Origin of the sequence: Geobacillus sp. B4113_201601 (assembly GCF_001587475.1) — a bacterium.
Classification (GTDB): Bacteria; Bacillota; Bacilli; order Bacillales; family Anoxybacillaceae; genus Geobacillus; species Geobacillus icigianus.
On sequence record NZ_LQYX01000019.1, the window covers coordinates 42,740 to 57,375 of the forward strand.

Genomic DNA, 14,636 nt, shown 5'->3' on the forward strand with positions numbered 1-14,636 from the left:
CGTTTTTTGAAGCGTTGCTATTCAAAAGGGGCGAACGGCTCTGGACCGCTGTTCCGTGTTTCGCCGCTCTCGTTAATGCCCGTGGCAAAGAACGCGAAGCGAATGGCCGTAAAACCGGGAAATCGCCTCATCGCCGAGCTGCGCAAACTCTTCCGTATTTCCATGAAAATAAAGGCGCTTGTTCAAGCAGGCGATATGGGTCACGCGGTCAGTGATCGTTCCGATGTCATGCGTCACTAATATGAGCGTTAAGCCGCGGCGGTTCAAATCGCCAAGCAGCTCATAAAACTCTTGCACATGGCGCGCATCGACCCCGACGGTCGGCTCATCCAAAATGAGCAACTCCGGTTCGCTCGCCAGCGCCCGGGCAATAAAGACTCGCTGCTGCTGGCCGCCAGACAGCTCACCGATATTGCGCTTCGCCAAGCCCGCTAGGCCAACCGCTGCAAGCGCCGCTTCGGCCGCCCGGTAGTCCTCGCGCCGCAACGCCCGGAACAAGCCGCGCTTCGCCGCCAATCCGCTCGTCACGACCTCTTCCACCGTTGCCGGAAACCCGCGGTTAAAGCTGTTCGCTTTTTGCGATACAAACCCGATCCGCTGCCACGCCCGAAACGACTCGACCGGCTCGCCGAACAAGAAAATGCGTCCGCTGGTCGGCTTTAACAAACCGAGCACACATTTCAACAGCGTTGATTTCCCCGAACCGTTCGGCCCTACGAGCCCCAAAAACGCTCCTTTTTGCACGGACAAATCGATGTGCTCTAGCACGTCTTCTTTTTCATAGCGAAACGATACATCTTCTACTTGCACAACAGGCCGTTGTTCCATAACTGGTCTCCCTCAGCAATTCAGAATCATTACGATTTTCCCCTATGGGCCAGTATAGACGATCGCGCCGCGTTTGTAAACTCAATGAATCGCCGATTTGAAACGAGCGCCGCGCACTTCATGCGTCGCCATAATGGTGATGAAGGCGTTGGGATCGATTTCATTGACAATCGCCTTTAGCTTGCTTACCTCGAGCCGAGTCACGACCGCGTAAATAATCTCTTTTTGCTCGTCCGTATAGCCACCTTTGCCGATCAGCTTCGTCGTCCCGCGACCCAAGCGATGCAAAATGGCGTCGGAAATTTCTTCATAATAGTCGGTGACAATAAAAGCCGCCCTTGTTTCATCAAGCCCTTCGATCACCGCATCGATCGTTTTCGAAGCGATGTAATACGTCATCACCGAATACATCGCCGATTCAATCCCGAGCACAAACGCCGCCCACCCGAAAATAAACACATTGACAAACATGACGAATTCGCCGACAGAAAACGGGATCTTTTTCGTCAAGAGGATGCCCAAAATTTCCGTTCCATCGAGTGATCCTCCGTGGCGGATGACGAGCCCGACGCCAAGCCCGAGCGCCAAACCGCCGAACACGGTCGCCAAAATCGGCTCGGTCGTCAGCGGGGAAAAATGATGAAACAGCCGTTCCGTGGCGCCGAGAACAAAGACGCCCAAAATGGTCGATAACATGAACGTTTTGCCGATTTGCTTGTAGCCGAAATACATAAACGGGGCGTTCAAGAGGATGACAAGCGTGGCGAAATTCAGCAGCCGCCATTCGTCCGGAATGACATAATCCAAAATCAGCGAGACACCGATAATGCCGCCATCAATCATTTTGTTCGGAACGAGCAGCCGCTCAATGGCAAACGCCGCCAAAGAGGCGCCGATAGCGATCATCAGCACCCGATACATCACGTGGCCGAACGGTTCTTTTTTATGTTGTTTGACTCCCAAACTTCTCTCCCATCCTTTCTGTTCTGTGTAAATGACCCGGGCTGTGCGCATCGTCAAACGCTTGAGGACGTCGGGCTTCCCTTCCCGTTTGCTAGGAGGCTGGTGATGGACTCGTCGATGCGGCTTTACCATGTCATTTCTCAATTCGAAACATCTTGCTGCATCGGTCCTGTTTTTCACTCGCTCTCCCATTGATGAAGCGAAGCAGCGGTTTTTCACCAGCCTTCAAGGCACCGGCGCTGAAGAAGAACCTTTTTTATTATACCATACACGTCTTTTCCATTCACGTCATATGATGGGAGCAGAAGCAAGGAGGCGGCTGCGATGAATGTGTATCACCAACTTGTCAGGCAAAAGCTGAAAACGATCACTCCTGAGGAGCTCGTTGCCTACAGCCATCGTTACGGTTTGGCGATTACGATCAAACAAGCGCAAACCATTCTCGATCTCGCCCGCACGAATGACATTAACGTCTTTGACCCGCAAGAACGGAAAAAGTGGGTGCGCGAGTTGGCCAAAATTACGTCACCCGAGATCGCTAGGAAAGCGAACGAACTATTTTTGCAATTTATGAAAAAAAAGTAAAAAAGGGCGAAACGCCCTTTTTTATTGCCCTTCAGCCATGATTTTTTCAAGAAGCTGGGCATCGAATGCCTGTGTGCGCAGCATGGCGATTTCATGCTTGTACGGTGGCTTTTTGTTGGTTTTATCTTCGCCGACGTAAGGCGTCTCTAAAATTTTCGGAATCGAGGAAAGCTGCGGATGATGGACGATGTAGTTGAGCGCGGCAAACCCGATGTAGCCAAAACCGATGTTTTCGTGGCGGTCTTTTTGGCTTCCGCGCGGGTTTTTGCTGTCATTGATGTGCAGCACTTTGAGCCGCTCCAGTCCGATGATCCGATCAAACTCAGCCAGAACGCCGTCGAAATCGTTGACGATGTCGTAGCCGGCGTCATGCGTATGGCACGTGTCAAAGCAGACAGACAGTTTGTCATTGTGCGTGACGCCGTCAATAATATAAGCGAGCTCCTCAAACGTGCGCCCGCATTCCGACCCTTTGCCGGCCATCGTTTCAAGGGCGATCTCCACCGTCTGCTCGCGCGTCAACACTTCGTTCAGCCCGCGGATGATTTGCCGAAGCCCGGCTTCCACGCCAGCGCCGACGTGGGCGCCCGGATGGAGGACGAGCTGTTTTGCGCCGATGGCTTCCGTCCGCTCGATCTCGGCGCGCAAAAACTCAACACCGAGCGCAAACGTATCGGCATTGACCGTATTGCCAATGTTGATAATATACGGAGCATGGACGACAATGTCCTCAATGCCGTGCGCTTTCATGTGCGCGCGCCCGGCTTCGATATTGAGCTCTTCAATCGCTTTGCGCCTTGTGTTTTGCGGCGCTCCGGTGTAAATCATAAACGTGTTCGCGCCATACGATGCCGCCTCCTCACTGGCGGCAAGCAACATTTTTTTTCCGCTCATGGACACGTGTGATCCGATTTTTACCATTTGTCATTCTCTCCCTTTTCTGTCCGCGCCGGCTATGACTGTTTGAAGCGCCCCAACCGCTTCCTTTTCTTCTCTAGCTCGGCGCGCAGCTTTTTCTTATAGCCGGGCTTGACTCGCTTCGCTTTTTTCATCTTGTCAACAAGCAGCGCCAGCTCATCGCGCTTTTCGTCCGCCCGCTTGCTCCGCCGATTCCATGGGGGCAGCTCCTTCCACTCCCCGCGCACGAGATCGCGATGGACAAAGGCGATACCCATTTTTTCCAACCGGGCGATGGCGTCTTGATCGGACGGCTCATAAATCGTCATCGCCACCCCGCTATAACCGGCGCGCGCCGTCCGCCCAGCTCGATGGATATAAAACGACAAGTCCTCCGGCAGCTCATAATTGATGACGTGGCTGACGCCTTCGATATCAATGCCGCGCGCTGCTAGGTCGGTGGCGACGACGTACTGAAACGCTAAGTCACGGATTTGGCTCATCATCTTTTTCCGTTCGCGCGGCGTCAAATCCCCATGGAGGACGCCTACTTTCAGCCCTTGTTCCGCGAGACGGTCGGCGATGTCATCCGCCATCTTTCGCGTATTGGCAAACACGATGGCCAAATACGGATTGGAGCTGACCAATACGTCATAAAGAAGCGTTACCTTGTCCCGTCCGCGCAGCGGAATGAGCACGTGTTCGATCTGCTCGTTGGCAACCTGCTTCGGAGCGACATGGACAAAGGTTGGATTTTCCATATATTTTTTCAAAAACGGTCGCAGCTTTTCCGGGATCGTCGCCGAAAAGACGAGCATTTGCAGCTCTTTCGGCATCCGCGCGGCAATTTGATCGACGTCGACGAGAAACCCGAGATCGAGCATCAAATCCGCCTCGTCGACCACAAGGATGCGAGCGGTGTGCACATCAAGCGCCTGTTCGCGAATAAAATCGTTGATGCGGCCCGGCGTACCGATGACGATATGCGGAGGCACATGAAGCTTTTCGAGCGCTTTTTGTTTATCCGTCCCCCCGATGAGACAGCGGGCGACAATCATGCGATCTTTTGGACAAAACTTTGTTATTTTCAGCGTTTCGTGGTAAATTTGCGTCGCCAGCTCGCGGGTCGGTGCGGTGATCACCGCTTGCACCTCGGCGCGCTTCGGGTCGATCTTCTCTATGATCGGCAATAAATAGGCGTGCGTTTTCCCCGTTCCGGTTTGCGACTGTCCGACCATGCTTTCGCCGCGCAATACCTTGGGAATCACGCGCTCTTGAATTTCCGTCGGCTGATAAAAGCGAAGCGCGTTGATCGCTTCGATCAGAAACGGCTGAAACGGGAAACGGGAAAATAGTGTCTCGGCCATTTCACATCACTCCCTTCTTTGCGTACGCCCTTTGTTCGCTTCACCATTATAGCGAATGTCTGCCGCCGGCCGCAACTCAAGGGGTAGTCAACGAAAAACCTTTCCTTTCCCGCGCGCATAGGTTAGAACGAGGACATTTGTTCATCCGCACGATTGAGATTGAAAGGAGGAGACCGACATGACAGCCATGAGATACGGACGCCCCCCGGTAATGCCGTCCCCGTTTGCCGGCGGGCCGCCGTTCCCTTTCACCCGGATGCCAGCGGCGCCGCTTCGCCCGAACGGCCCCGGCAACCTATTGACCCGCCTCTTTTCGCGCGCACAGACGCCGACTGTTTCTTCGTCTTTGTGGGGGCTGCCAACGCTGCCAGGCACCGCCCCTACAGCGGCAGCGACCAACACGGGCGGCGGATTGATCGGCATGTTGAACAACGTGCAAAAAATGCTCGGCATCGCCCAAAACGTGATGCCGATGGTCCAGCAATACGGTCCGCTCATCCGCAATCTTCCGGCCATGATCCGCATTTTTCGGGAGCTGAAGCCGGCCGCTGAAGACGAAAGCGAGGCCAAGACGGAGAGCGCGACAAAAGACAGCGCGCCAAAACCGGCGGCAGCGAAACAAAAAAAGCGCCCCGTCCCCAAGGCGGCGGACGATGAGCCGCAAAAACGGCCGCCATCAACCGCGCCGCGGCCCTCGACACCAAAATTGTATATCTAAACTGATCCATTTTCAGCTGAACCATCGCAAACGGGGAACCCCCTCGGCGCCAACATTGGATAGCGAACCTAGAAGGGGGGTGAAAAACCGCTGCCACACCCCGATCGACGGCATGTTCATTCAGAAAAGAAAGTTGATTCCGCTAGGCTTCTCTAATTGAGAAACGAATGGAATCAGCAGAAGTTGACACGAAATCGCCGTCCTCCTAGAGGGCCGATGAAAAACGGCTGCCACGAGCAAATCAGCGACATATCGCCAAAAAAGAAGGCTGATTTCGCTAGGCTTTTCTAACTGATAAATAGATGGAATTGCAGTATTTTGTACTAAATCACCGCCCTCCTAGAAAAGTGGCAAATCAAAGAAGCAGGCCGCTTCCGACCTTGATGCCAAAATCGAATATCTAACCTCGATCCGCCCCAAGGTCGGCACCATGGGGCGGTTATTCTTTGTCTTCCTTCCCGCCCTCCGATATAATGAAGATGAACAACCGCCGCATGACCGGCGGCAGGGAGGGAATGCAATGGAAGTGATTAAAATTACCCCGCGCGGGTATTGTTACGGAGTCGTCGACGCCATGGTCATCGCCCGCAACGCGGCGCTGGATGCGTCATTGCCGCGTCCGATTTATATTCTTGGCATGATCGTTCACAATAAACACGTCACAGACGCGTTTGCCGAAGAAGGGATCATCACGCTAGATGGGGAAAATCGATTGGAAATTTTAGAAAAAATCGACCACGGCACGGTCATTTTCACAGCCCATGGCGTGTCGCCGGAAGTAAAAAAACGAGCGCTGGAAAAAGGGCTCGTCACGATTGACGCCACCTGCCCGGATGTGACGAAAACCCATCAGCTTATCGAACAAAAGCTCGCCGACGGCTACGATATCATCTATATCGGCAAAAAAGGGCATCCGGAGCCGGAGGGGGCGGTCGGCATCAACCCGAAACGCATCCATCTCGTTGAAACGGTCGAAGATGTCGAACGGCTGTCGCTTGCCAACGAACGCCTGATGGTGACGAACCAAACGACGATGAGCCAATGGGACGTCGCCGACATCATGGCGAAAGTGAAAGAGAAATATCCTCATGTGGAAATGCATAAAGAAATTTGTCTCGCGACCCAACTCCGGCAAGAAGCGGTCGCCGAACAGGCCAAAGAAGCCGATGTGACGATCGTTGTCGGCGATCCGCGCAGCAACAACTCGAACCGCCTTGCCCAAGTGTCGGAAGAAATCGCCGGCACGAAAGCGTATCGCGTCGCCGATGTGACCGAGATCGACATCGACTGGATTAAAACGGCGAAAAAAGTCGCCGTCACCGCCGGCGCTTCCACTCCGACGCCGATTACGAAAGAAGTGATCGACTTTTTGGAGCAGTTTGACCCGAACGACCCATCGACATGGAAACGGGAACGGAAAGTGCCGCTGCAAAAAATCTTGCCGAAAGTGAAAACAAAAAAAGAACAGTAACCGCTGTTTGAAAAGGCTGCCTTGGACAAGCGAGAAAACCGCGCGTCCAAGACAGCCTTTTTATCGGCCGTTCATACGAACTGAAACGGATCGGTGTGAACGCGAGAAGCGAACACTTCCACGTCCCATTGACGTTTGGCGAGCTCGGCGGTCAAGTATCGAGCTACACCTTCTTTCATGATGTTTTCGATATGATGTCCGGGATCAATGAGGCGAAGGCCGAGCGCTTGGGCGTCATGGGCGGTGTGGTAATATACGTCCCCTGTCACGTATACGTCCGCCCCGGCCGATGCGGCGGCGGCAACAAACTTATTCCCATCCCCGCCGAGCACTGCGACCGTTTGCACGACATCGTCAAGCCGGCCGACAACGCGCACCGCCGGAACCGAAAACACCGTCTTTACCCGCTCAGCCAATGCGCGCAGCGTCATCGGCTGCGGCAGGCGGCCGATGCGGCCAAGCCCAAAGCGACGGCCTTCATTGTCAAGCGGGTAAAGATCGTACGCGACTTCCTCGTACGGGTGAACGGCCAGCATCGCCTGTACCACTTCCCGTTCCAACGCAGCCGGCACAATCGTTTCGATGCGCACTTCTTCGACTTCCTCAAGCCGCCCTTGCGCCCCAATAAACGGCTGAGCCCCTTCCTCCGGCAAAAACGTCCCGATGCCGCGGCTGTTGAATGTGCAATGGCTGTAACGGCCGATATGGCCGGCGCCGGCATCGCCTATCGCCTTGCGCACCGCTTCAGCGTGCGTCACCGGCACGTACACGACGAGTTTTTTGAGCGGCTCGATATAGGTCGGCACCAACACGGTCGGATGGTGGAGACCGAGCGCCTCGGCGAGCCAATCGTTCACACCGCCAGCGGCCACGTCCAAATTCGTATGGGCAGCGTACACGGCAATATCATGGTTGAGACAGGCGGCGATCATCCGCCCATGCCCGTCATCGGTCAGCAGCCGCTTGAGCGGGCGATAAAGCGGCGGATGATGGGCAATGATTAAATCGACCTGCTCGTTCGCGGCTTCAGCCACGACTTCTTCGAGCACATCCAAGGCAACCATCACTTTTTTGACCGGCTTGTTGAGCGTGCCGATTTGCAAGCCGATCGGATCGTCCTTCATCGCCAGCTGTTTCGGGGCCAGCTGCTCGATGAGCTGAACGATTTCGTAGCCGTACGGAACACGACTCATGGCAGCACCTCCTCGACCAAACGAATTTTTCGCTCCAGTTCGCGCCGTTTCCTTGCCGCTGCTTCGCTTTGCCCGTTGGCCGCCAAATCAGCGGCGATTTGCTTCCAATGGCGAAGCTCCTGTTGCCATTTTTCCCGAAACACGTCATTGTTTTCCCGAAGCAAAAATGGCCCGAGCAGCAGTTCGGCTTCCAAATGGCGGTATGGCCGCTCGGCCTCGCCGCGTTCAGCGACCAACACTTCATAAATGTGCCCGTCCTCTTCCAAAATGCGCTCGGCGATCAACTCCCAATCATGTTCGAGCAGCCAGCGGCGAACTCGTTCAGCGCCGACGTTCGGCTGCAAAATAAGCCGCTTCACGCCGGAAAGCTTTTCTTTTCCGTCGGACAAAATGCGAGCGATCAACGCTCCGCCCATGCCGGCGATCGTAATGCAATCGACTTCGCGGGGAGCAATGACCGAAAGACCGTCGCCCTTGCGCACCGAAATCCGGTCAGAAAGGCCGCACGTTTCCACCTGCTGCCGGGCTGAGCGCAGCGGCCCATCCGCCACCTCGCCGGCAACGGCCTTGGTCGCATAGCCGTGCAAACAAGCGTAGCAAGGCAAATAGGCATGATCCGAACCAATATCGGCAAGCACCGCCCCCCTTGGAATGAAGGAAGCGACCGTTTCCAGCCGTTTGGATAGACGATATTCATTCATGGCTTTCGATGCAACCGGCTCTCCACCATCTTTCCGCGATGGCGGGCTGCGTTTCCCTCCCTTCCATTCCTTGTGCTTTTATTGTACAAAGCAAAGATCCCTTTGCCAAAAGCAAAGGGATGCAATCGCCATTATTTCAGGCCGGACAGCCATTTGGCCATGGCATCGATATGTTCAGGTGGCACAAGTCCTGGCGGCATCTGGCCGCGTCCATTTTGCAAAACCGCTTTAATCTGATCGGTCGACAACCGGCCGCCGACTCCTTTTAAGGACGGCCCTACACCACCTTCATAGTTTTGCCCGTGACAGCCGGCGCACGTTTGTTTGAAAAACTGCTCCGGATTGAATTCAGCCGTTTGCTCTGTTTTTTCGCCGCCTTTTTTCTCTTTCGCCATCTCCTTTGCATCGCCTAGCCCTTTAAACGACAAGACGAACGTCAGCACAATCCCGAACGCCATGATGATGAAAAACGGGATGAGCGGATTGCGGTTCATCTTTTTCCCTCCCTATATGTATGATGAAAAGCGCTGCAAACAATTTTATTTTACTGTAAATGCGGGACAAGGAAAAGCCCTAAGTTTTGAAAAGGAAAACGGCCCACATTCAGCGCCACCAAGCGATCACGACGACAAGCAGCGCGCCAAGCGCGGCGGCAACCGACAGATAAGGGATGCGAAACAACCGCCCGACCCCCAGCCAGAGCGCGCAGTTTCCAAGCACAACAGCCGCCAGCATTCCCCCTTGCCCGGGAAAATACCGTTCGCTCCCGGCAACGGACGCAACGAGCAGCAGCCAAGCGCCGGCGATGAGCGGAACATGGAACAGCAGACGCTCGCGCCGCCATCGCCAACCGAGAAAAAGACAGATCGCCAAAAAAAGGGCAAAAAGGAGCGTTTGCAAAACGAATGACAATTCAGTAAAATAAATGACAAGAGCAGCAGCTGGAAGGAGAAGACAAAGAGCGACGGCGAGCGAGCTGCGCCATTGGCGACCGCGCGGGCGAACGCCGCCTTCGGTGTAGAGCGCCAGCAAGTAATCGCAATACTGTTCCGGCAAAAGCCGCGAGCGTTTCCAATATTCAATTTCTCGGATAATGATTTCCCGTCGTTGCCGATTCATCGGTCGCTCACCTTTCTTAAACATGAGAGAAAAAAATAGTTTACTTCATGAAGAAGTAAACTATCGAAAAAACCGGTCATTCCAAAAAGTCTTTCAACCGTTTGCTGCGGCTTGGATGACGCAGCTTGCGCAACGCTTTCGCTTCGATTTGCCGGATACGCTCGCGCGTCACACCGAACACTTTGCCGACTTCTTCGAGCGTTCGCGTCCTTCCGTCGTCAAGACCAAAGCGGAGACGGAGCACGTTTTCCTCGCGGTCGGTCAACGTGTCGAGCACATCTTCCAGCTGCTCTTTTAACAGCTCGTAAGCGGCGTGTTCCGAGGGCGAGGTGGCGTCTTGGTCTTCGATGAAGTCGCCAAGATGCGAGTCGTCCTCTTCACCGATCGGCGTTTCCAGCGACACGGGCTCTTGGGCGATTTTTAAAATTTCCCGCACTTTCTCCGGCGTCAAATCCATTTCTTCGGCGATTTCTTCCGGCGTTGGTTCGCGGCCGAGATCTTGCAGCAGCTGCCGTTGGACGCGAATCAATTTATTGATCGTTTCCACCATATGAACGGGGATGCGGATCGTTCGCGCCTGATCGGCGATCGCCCTCGTGATGGCTTGCCGGATCCACCAAGTCGCGTACGTGCTGAATTTATAGCCTTTTCGGTAGTCAAACTTTTCGACCGCCTTGATTAAGCCCATGTTCCCTTCTTGGATCAGATCGAGAAAGAGCATACCGCGGCCGACATACCGTTTGGCGATGCTGACGACAAGGCGGAGGTTGGCTTCTGTCAACCGGCGCTTCGCTTCCTCATCGCCTTGCTCGATCCGCTTGGCCAGCTCGATTTCCTCTTCGGCTGACAAAAGGGGAACGCGGCCGATTTCTTTTAAATACATGCGCACCGGGTCGTTGATTTTGACGCCAGGGGGAACGGACAAATCGTTTAAATCAAACTCCTCCTCTTTCTCCAGCTCGTCAAGATCCGGGTCCGCCTCCAACCCAGATTCGCTGATGACTTCAATGCCTTGGTCAGCAAGGTATTCATAATATTCGTCCATCTGGTCGGAGTCCAAATCGAATCCGGACAGCCGCTCAGCAATCTCCTCGTAGGTGAGAATGCCCCGCTTTTTCCCCAGCTCAGCGAGCTGCTCTTTGACTTGCTCGAGCGATTCGCCGGCAGCTTCAGCCTGTTTGGATTGGGCTGGTTTTTCAGCCATTTCATTACCTCCTTTAAAAACTCATACCACATGTTATGAAGAAGATAACATTTTTTTCATTTCAATCATTTCTTTGGCGATGCGGGCGGCTGTCAAAAAATCTTTTCTTCGCTCCGCTTCCGTTTGTTCTTGCTCTTTTTCCTTTAGCATTAACCATTTCGGGCGATTCAACACATGCCGAATGCAATCGGCAAGCTCGCGCTCCGAAACCTCATCGGCCACCGGCAAAAGCGACAGTTCGCTTGCGAGCGGCCGCAATTCGCCCGGCAGCCGGGACAAAATGGCGCTTGGGTCGGCCTCGTGCCCTTCCTCGTAAAAGGCGTAAATGTAAGCGGCCAGCGCTTGATGCTCCTCGAGATTAAACCGTCCGCCGACCTGCTCTTGCACGATGAGCGCCACGTCGCGGCTCCGCATCATATGGGCAAGCAGCAGACGCTCGGCGTTTTGAAAGGCGGGCAGCAGTTTTTTCGCCAGCGCCGGCCGCGCCTCCGTCCGGCCAGCGTCGGCTTCCGGCGGCTTAGGCTGCTCGCGCTTATGGTGGGAGAGCTGCTCGTAAAGCGCAGACAGCGACAACGAAAACTCCTCCGCGAGCTGGCGCACGTAATAATCTTTTTCGACCGGGCTTGACAGCTTGCTGATTTCCCGGAGCGCCTCCTCGATATAACGGAGCCGATCGCCTTCTTCCTGCAAGTTTTTGCCGTGCCGCAGCCGCTCCAGTTTAAACGCCATCAGCGGCCTTGCGGCGGCGATTTCGCCAACGAAGCGGTCCGCGCCGTAAACGCGTATATATTCATCCGGATCAAGCCCATCCGGAAGCGAGGCCACCTTGATTTGGCAGCCGAGCGCGCTCAGCTGTTCGGCGGCCCGCCAAGCCGCGTCCATTCCAGCGCGGTCGCCGTCATAGCAAATCGTGACCGTCTCCGCATGGCGGCGCAACAGGCGAGCCTGCTCCTCGGTGAGCGACGTTCCCATCGCCGCCACCACGTAATCAACGCCCGCCTGCACGGCGGAAATGACATCGGCAAACCCTTCCACAAGCAGCGCTTCTTGGCGCTTTCGAATCGGCACACGCGCCTCGTGAAAGAAATAGAAAAGCGTCCCTTTGCGGAAAATCGGCGTTTCCGGGCTATTGATGTACTTTGGCTGCCCTTCTCCAAGCGAGCGGCCGGAAAACCCGACCGTTGCGCCCCGATGGTCATGAATCGGAAACATCACCCGATTCCGGAAACGGTCGACATACCGCCCGTCTTCTCGTTTCAGCAACAGGCCCGCCTTTTCCATCAATACGAGCGAAAAAGCGCGGCTTTCGAGCAGCTTGGCGGCTGCGTCAGGCACATCGGGCGCATAGCCGATCTCAAACCGCTCGATCGTGTCCATCGTCCATCCGCGCGCTTGTAAAGCGTCGAGCGCGGCTTGTCCTTCTTTTGTATGGACAAGCAAATGATGGTAAAAGCGCTTCAACAGCGCGTGTGCTTCCATCATCGCCTTCGCTTCGCTAGCCGGGCCGTCCGCCCCTTCGCCAACGTTCTCATCATAGGAGGACAAATCAACACCAGCCTTGACGGCAAGCCGTTTCGCCGCTTCCACAAACGAAAGGCCCTCGATGTCCATTAAAAACGTAAAGACGTTTCCGCCTGCCCCGCAACCGAAGCAGTGGAAAATTTGTTTTTCCGGGGAAACGGAAAACGACGGCGTCTTCTCCCCGTGAAACGGGCATAAGCCAAAATAGTTGCGACCTTGCTTTTTTAACTGCACGTACTCGCCGATGACATCCACGATATCAACACCTCGGCGAATGGCCTCAATCGTCTCTTCGGGAATGCGATGTCCCATACGAACAACCTCGCATCGTATTTATTCTCGGCGGCAAGCCGATTTCCCTTTTTGTTTCGACAAATTTTTTCAACATCTCTGGAAGGCCGGTGAAAAACCGATGTCACACACCGATCAGCAGCATTTTCATTCAGAAAAAGTCCATGGATAGCGTGATCTGCCCTCCACCCGGGGATGAAAATCCTGCGTCAGTTCGGCATTTTCACCGAAAAGAAAACTGATTCTGCAAGGTTTCTCTAACTGAGAAATGTATGGAATCAGTAGTATTTTGCACCAAATCACCAGCCCCCTAGGTTCGCCCCTTGCCCGCCAAGTGAATGAGCCCGGCCGACCGCCCTAGACTGCCAAGGGCGCGCCGACGGCAGCGGCGCAGCCCAACGATGTACTCGATATATTATATTTCAGCAAGAAAAAGAAAATTTCACTTTTTTCGGTTCATCACCACAACGTGTACTTGACAGATGGTGCACTTTTCGAACAGGTGTAAGCAAAACATGATTGGTTTCCTGTTCTTTCGTGGATGCATAAGCAAGATGTGTAATGGAAAAACCAAGTGCAACTTTTGGTGAAGAGCCCTTTTTTCTTTTCGTTTTTGGGACACCGGACAGCCGGAGGCGAACAAGGGTCGGCTTCCCCCCTACTATTCTACACCCCCGTCAAAAAATCCTGCTTTTTTTGGCGAACCATCGACAACTTTGTCGAAAATCTTTTGTCGGTTTCCCTTGACAAACAGCTATCAATAGTTTACTCGTCTCATCCTCGCTCTAAACCTCGACGAGCCATTTTTTCTCGCAATTTTTTATTATAATACAAGCGTTGAAAAGATGCCATAAAAAAACGCACGATCACCGACAGGAAATCGTGCGGATGGCGAGCTGTTAACGCTTGAACGTTTTTAGAATGATGCTTGCCGTTTCCTCTACTGCTTTGTTCGTCACATCAATGACATCGCAACCGATTTTTTTCACGACCTCATCAAAATAGGCGAGCTCTTCTTTAATCCGGTCCATGTTCGCATAAATGGCTTGGTCGTTCAAACCGAGCGATTTCAGCCGCTCGCGGCGGATGGACAGCAGTTTGTCCGGGCTGATTTTCAAGCCGAAACATTTGTCCGCCCCGACTTGAAACAGCTGCTCCGGCGGCTCGACCTCTGGAACGATCGGCACGTTCGCCACTTTCAGCCGCTTGTGGGCCAAATATTGCGACAGCGGCGTTTTCGATGTGCGCGACACGCCGATGAGCACAATGTCGGCGCGCAAAATGCCGCGCGGATCGCGGCCGTCATCGTATTTGACCGCAAATTCGATCGCCTCGATTTTTTTGAAGTAATCTTCATCAAGCACGCGCACCTGGCCCGGCTCGTACCTAGGCGTCAACCCGAACAAACCGCTCATCTTTTCAATGAGCGGACCGATGATATCGTAGGCGACGACCCCTTCGCGCGCCGCTTCGGCGAGCAAAAATTCGCGCATCTCCGGAACGACGAGCGTAAACGCGATAATGGCGCGGTTCATTTTCGCCAAGGCGACAACTTCCGCGAGCGTCGTTTTATCCTCGACATACGGCACGCGCTTCACTTGGATGGAAGAGGCGTAAAACTGGCTCGCCGCCGCTTTGACGACAAGCTCGGCCGTTTCCCCGCCGGAGTCGGATACGACGTAAACGAGGCGCTGGTTCATGGTTCTCCTCCCTCTAGAAATGTTGATTTATCAAGGCTTTTCGGCCCCTCAGGGGTGTCCAAAAAATATTTTTCGACA

General features: G+C 54.2%; 14 protein-coding genes. 3 read left to right on the plus strand and 11 right to left on the minus strand.

Translation table 11 applies throughout. The features are described 5' to 3' along the window. Positions 1 to 72: 72 nt before the first annotated feature. Positions 73 to 828 carry a metal ABC transporter ATP-binding protein gene (locus tag B4113_RS02935; protein ID WP_033018957.1) on the minus strand — a complete coding sequence of 252 codons (756 nt, stop codon included), beginning with the start codon at positions 826 to 828 and terminating at the stop codon, positions 73 to 75. Between the two features lie 81 nt (positions 829 to 909). Then, the gene (locus tag B4113_RS02940) at positions 910 to 1,791 is read right to left on the minus strand and encodes a YitT family protein (protein WP_033019010.1); all 882 of its coding nucleotides are present in this window, start codon (positions 1,789 to 1,791) and stop codon (positions 910 to 912) included. A gap of 324 nt (positions 1,792 to 2,115) precedes the next feature. On the opposite strand from B4113_RS02940, the gene B4113_RS02945 reads away from it, so the two are divergent. Then, a complete protein-coding gene (locus tag B4113_RS02945) occupies positions 2,116 to 2,376 on the plus strand; it encodes a DUF2624 domain-containing protein (RefSeq protein WP_033018956.1) in 261 nt (86 codons plus the stop codon). 21 nt (positions 2,377 to 2,397) lie between these two features. On the opposite strand, the gene B4113_RS02950 is transcribed toward B4113_RS02945, so the two are convergent. After that, positions 2,398 to 3,297 (minus strand): deoxyribonuclease IV, encoded by a 900-nt coding sequence (locus B4113_RS02950; protein WP_033018955.1) that lies wholly within the window; start codon positions 3,295 to 3,297, stop codon positions 2,398 to 2,400. 32 nt (positions 3,298 to 3,329) lie between these two features. After that, entirely contained in the window at positions 3,330 to 4,640 is a 1,311-nt protein-coding gene (locus B4113_RS02955; protein ID WP_033018954.1) for a DEAD/DEAH box helicase, read from the minus strand. Positions 4,641 to 4,818: 178 nt separating this feature from the next. Here B4113_RS02955 and B4113_RS02960 point away from each other — a divergent pair, with 178 nt between their 5' ends. Next, positions 4,819 to 5,358 carry a YqfQ family protein gene (locus B4113_RS02960; RefSeq protein WP_231559846.1) on the plus strand — a complete coding sequence of 180 codons (540 nt, stop codon included), beginning with the start codon at positions 4,819 to 4,821 and terminating at the stop codon, positions 5,356 to 5,358. Between the two features lie 520 nt (positions 5,359 to 5,878). After that, complete coding sequence (locus tag B4113_RS02965) at positions 5,879 to 6,829, plus strand: 4-hydroxy-3-methylbut-2-enyl diphosphate reductase (RefSeq protein WP_033018953.1); 951 nt, start codon at positions 5,879 to 5,881, stop codon at positions 6,827 to 6,829. A gap of 71 nt (positions 6,830 to 6,900) precedes the next feature. Here B4113_RS02965 and B4113_RS02970 read toward each other — a convergent pair whose 3' ends face one another. The 7 genes from B4113_RS02970 to B4113_RS03000 all read right to left on the minus strand — a co-directional run bounded on the left by B4113_RS02970 (position 6,901) and on the right by B4113_RS03000 (position 14,558). Beyond that, positions 6,901 to 8,022 (minus strand): Nif3-like dinuclear metal center hexameric protein, encoded by a 1,122-nt coding sequence (locus B4113_RS02970; RefSeq protein WP_033018952.1) that lies wholly within the window; start codon positions 8,020 to 8,022, stop codon positions 6,901 to 6,903. Then, complete coding sequence (locus B4113_RS02975) at positions 8,019 to 8,723, minus strand: tRNA (adenine(22)-N(1))-methyltransferase TrmK (protein ID WP_033018951.1); 705 nt, start codon at positions 8,721 to 8,723, stop codon at positions 8,019 to 8,021. The genes B4113_RS02970 and B4113_RS02975 overlap by 4 nt, the downstream gene beginning before the upstream one ends. Positions 8,724 to 8,854: 131 nt before the next feature. Continuing rightward, complete coding sequence (gene cccA, locus B4113_RS02980) at positions 8,855 to 9,217, minus strand: cytochrome c550 (protein WP_033018950.1); 363 nt, start codon at positions 9,215 to 9,217, stop codon at positions 8,855 to 8,857. Positions 9,218 to 9,326: 109 nt separating this feature from the next. Then, positions 9,327 to 9,842, minus strand: a complete 516-nt coding sequence (locus B4113_RS02985) for a hypothetical protein (RefSeq protein WP_033018948.1) — start codon at positions 9,840 to 9,842, stop codon at positions 9,327 to 9,329. Between the two features lie 76 nt (positions 9,843 to 9,918). After that, positions 9,919 to 11,046 (minus strand): RNA polymerase sigma factor RpoD, encoded by a 1,128-nt coding sequence (gene rpoD, locus B4113_RS02990; protein WP_033018947.1) that lies wholly within the window; start codon positions 11,044 to 11,046, stop codon positions 9,919 to 9,921. Positions 11,047 to 11,079: 33 nt separating this feature from the next. Further along, the gene (gene dnaG, locus B4113_RS02995) at positions 11,080 to 12,879 is read right to left on the minus strand and encodes a DNA primase (RefSeq protein ID WP_033018945.1); all 1,800 of its coding nucleotides are present in this window, start codon (positions 12,877 to 12,879) and stop codon (positions 11,080 to 11,082) included. Positions 12,880 to 13,757: 878 nt separating this feature from the next. Continuing rightward, positions 13,758 to 14,558 carry a pyruvate, water dikinase regulatory protein gene (locus B4113_RS03000; RefSeq protein WP_033018943.1) on the minus strand — a complete coding sequence of 267 codons (801 nt, stop codon included), beginning with the start codon at positions 14,556 to 14,558 and terminating at the stop codon, positions 13,758 to 13,760. Positions 14,559 to 14,636 lie beyond the last annotated feature (78 nt).

Excerpts from the sequence above, each read along its gene's own strand:
- rpoD (WP_033018947.1), bottom strand. The coding sequence starts at position 11,046 with ATGGCTGAAAAACCAGCCCAATCCAAACAGGCTGAAGCTGCCGGCGAA.
- B4113_RS02960 (WP_231559846.1), top strand. The coding sequence starts at position 4,819 with ATGACAGCCATGAGATACGGACGCCCCCCGGTAATGCCGTCCCCGTTT.
- dnaG (WP_033018945.1), bottom strand. The coding sequence starts at position 12,879 with ATGGGACATCGCATTCCCGAAGAGACGATTGAGGCCATTCGCCGAGGT.
- B4113_RS02955 (WP_033018954.1), bottom strand. The coding sequence starts at position 4,640 with ATGGCCGAGACACTATTTTCCCGTTTCCCGTTTCAGCCGTTTCTGATC.
- cccA (WP_033018950.1), bottom strand. The coding sequence starts at position 9,217 with ATGAACCGCAATCCGCTCATCCCGTTTTTCATCATCATGGCGTTCGGG.
- B4113_RS02970 (WP_033018952.1), bottom strand. The coding sequence starts at position 8,022 with ATGAGTCGTGTTCCGTACGGCTACGAAATCGTTCAGCTCATCGAGCAG.
- B4113_RS02945 (WP_033018956.1), top strand. The coding sequence starts at position 2,116 with ATGAATGTGTATCACCAACTTGTCAGGCAAAAGCTGAAAACGATCACT.
- B4113_RS02950 (WP_033018955.1), bottom strand. The coding sequence starts at position 3,297 with ATGGTAAAAATCGGATCACACGTGTCCATGAGCGGAAAAAAAATGTTG.
- B4113_RS02965 (WP_033018953.1), top strand. The coding sequence starts at position 5,879 with ATGGAAGTGATTAAAATTACCCCGCGCGGGTATTGTTACGGAGTCGTC.
- B4113_RS02935 (WP_033018957.1), bottom strand. The coding sequence starts at position 828 with ATGGAACAACGGCCTGTTGTGCAAGTAGAAGATGTATCGTTTCGCTAT.
- B4113_RS02985 (WP_033018948.1), bottom strand. The coding sequence starts at position 9,842 with ATGAATCGGCAACGACGGGAAATCATTATCCGAGAAATTGAATATTGG.
- B4113_RS03000 (WP_033018943.1), bottom strand. The coding sequence starts at position 14,558 with ATGAACCAGCGCCTCGTTTACGTCGTATCCGACTCCGGCGGGGAAACG.
- B4113_RS02975 (WP_033018951.1), bottom strand. The coding sequence starts at position 8,723 with ATGAATGAATATCGTCTATCCAAACGGCTGGAAACGGTCGCTTCCTTC.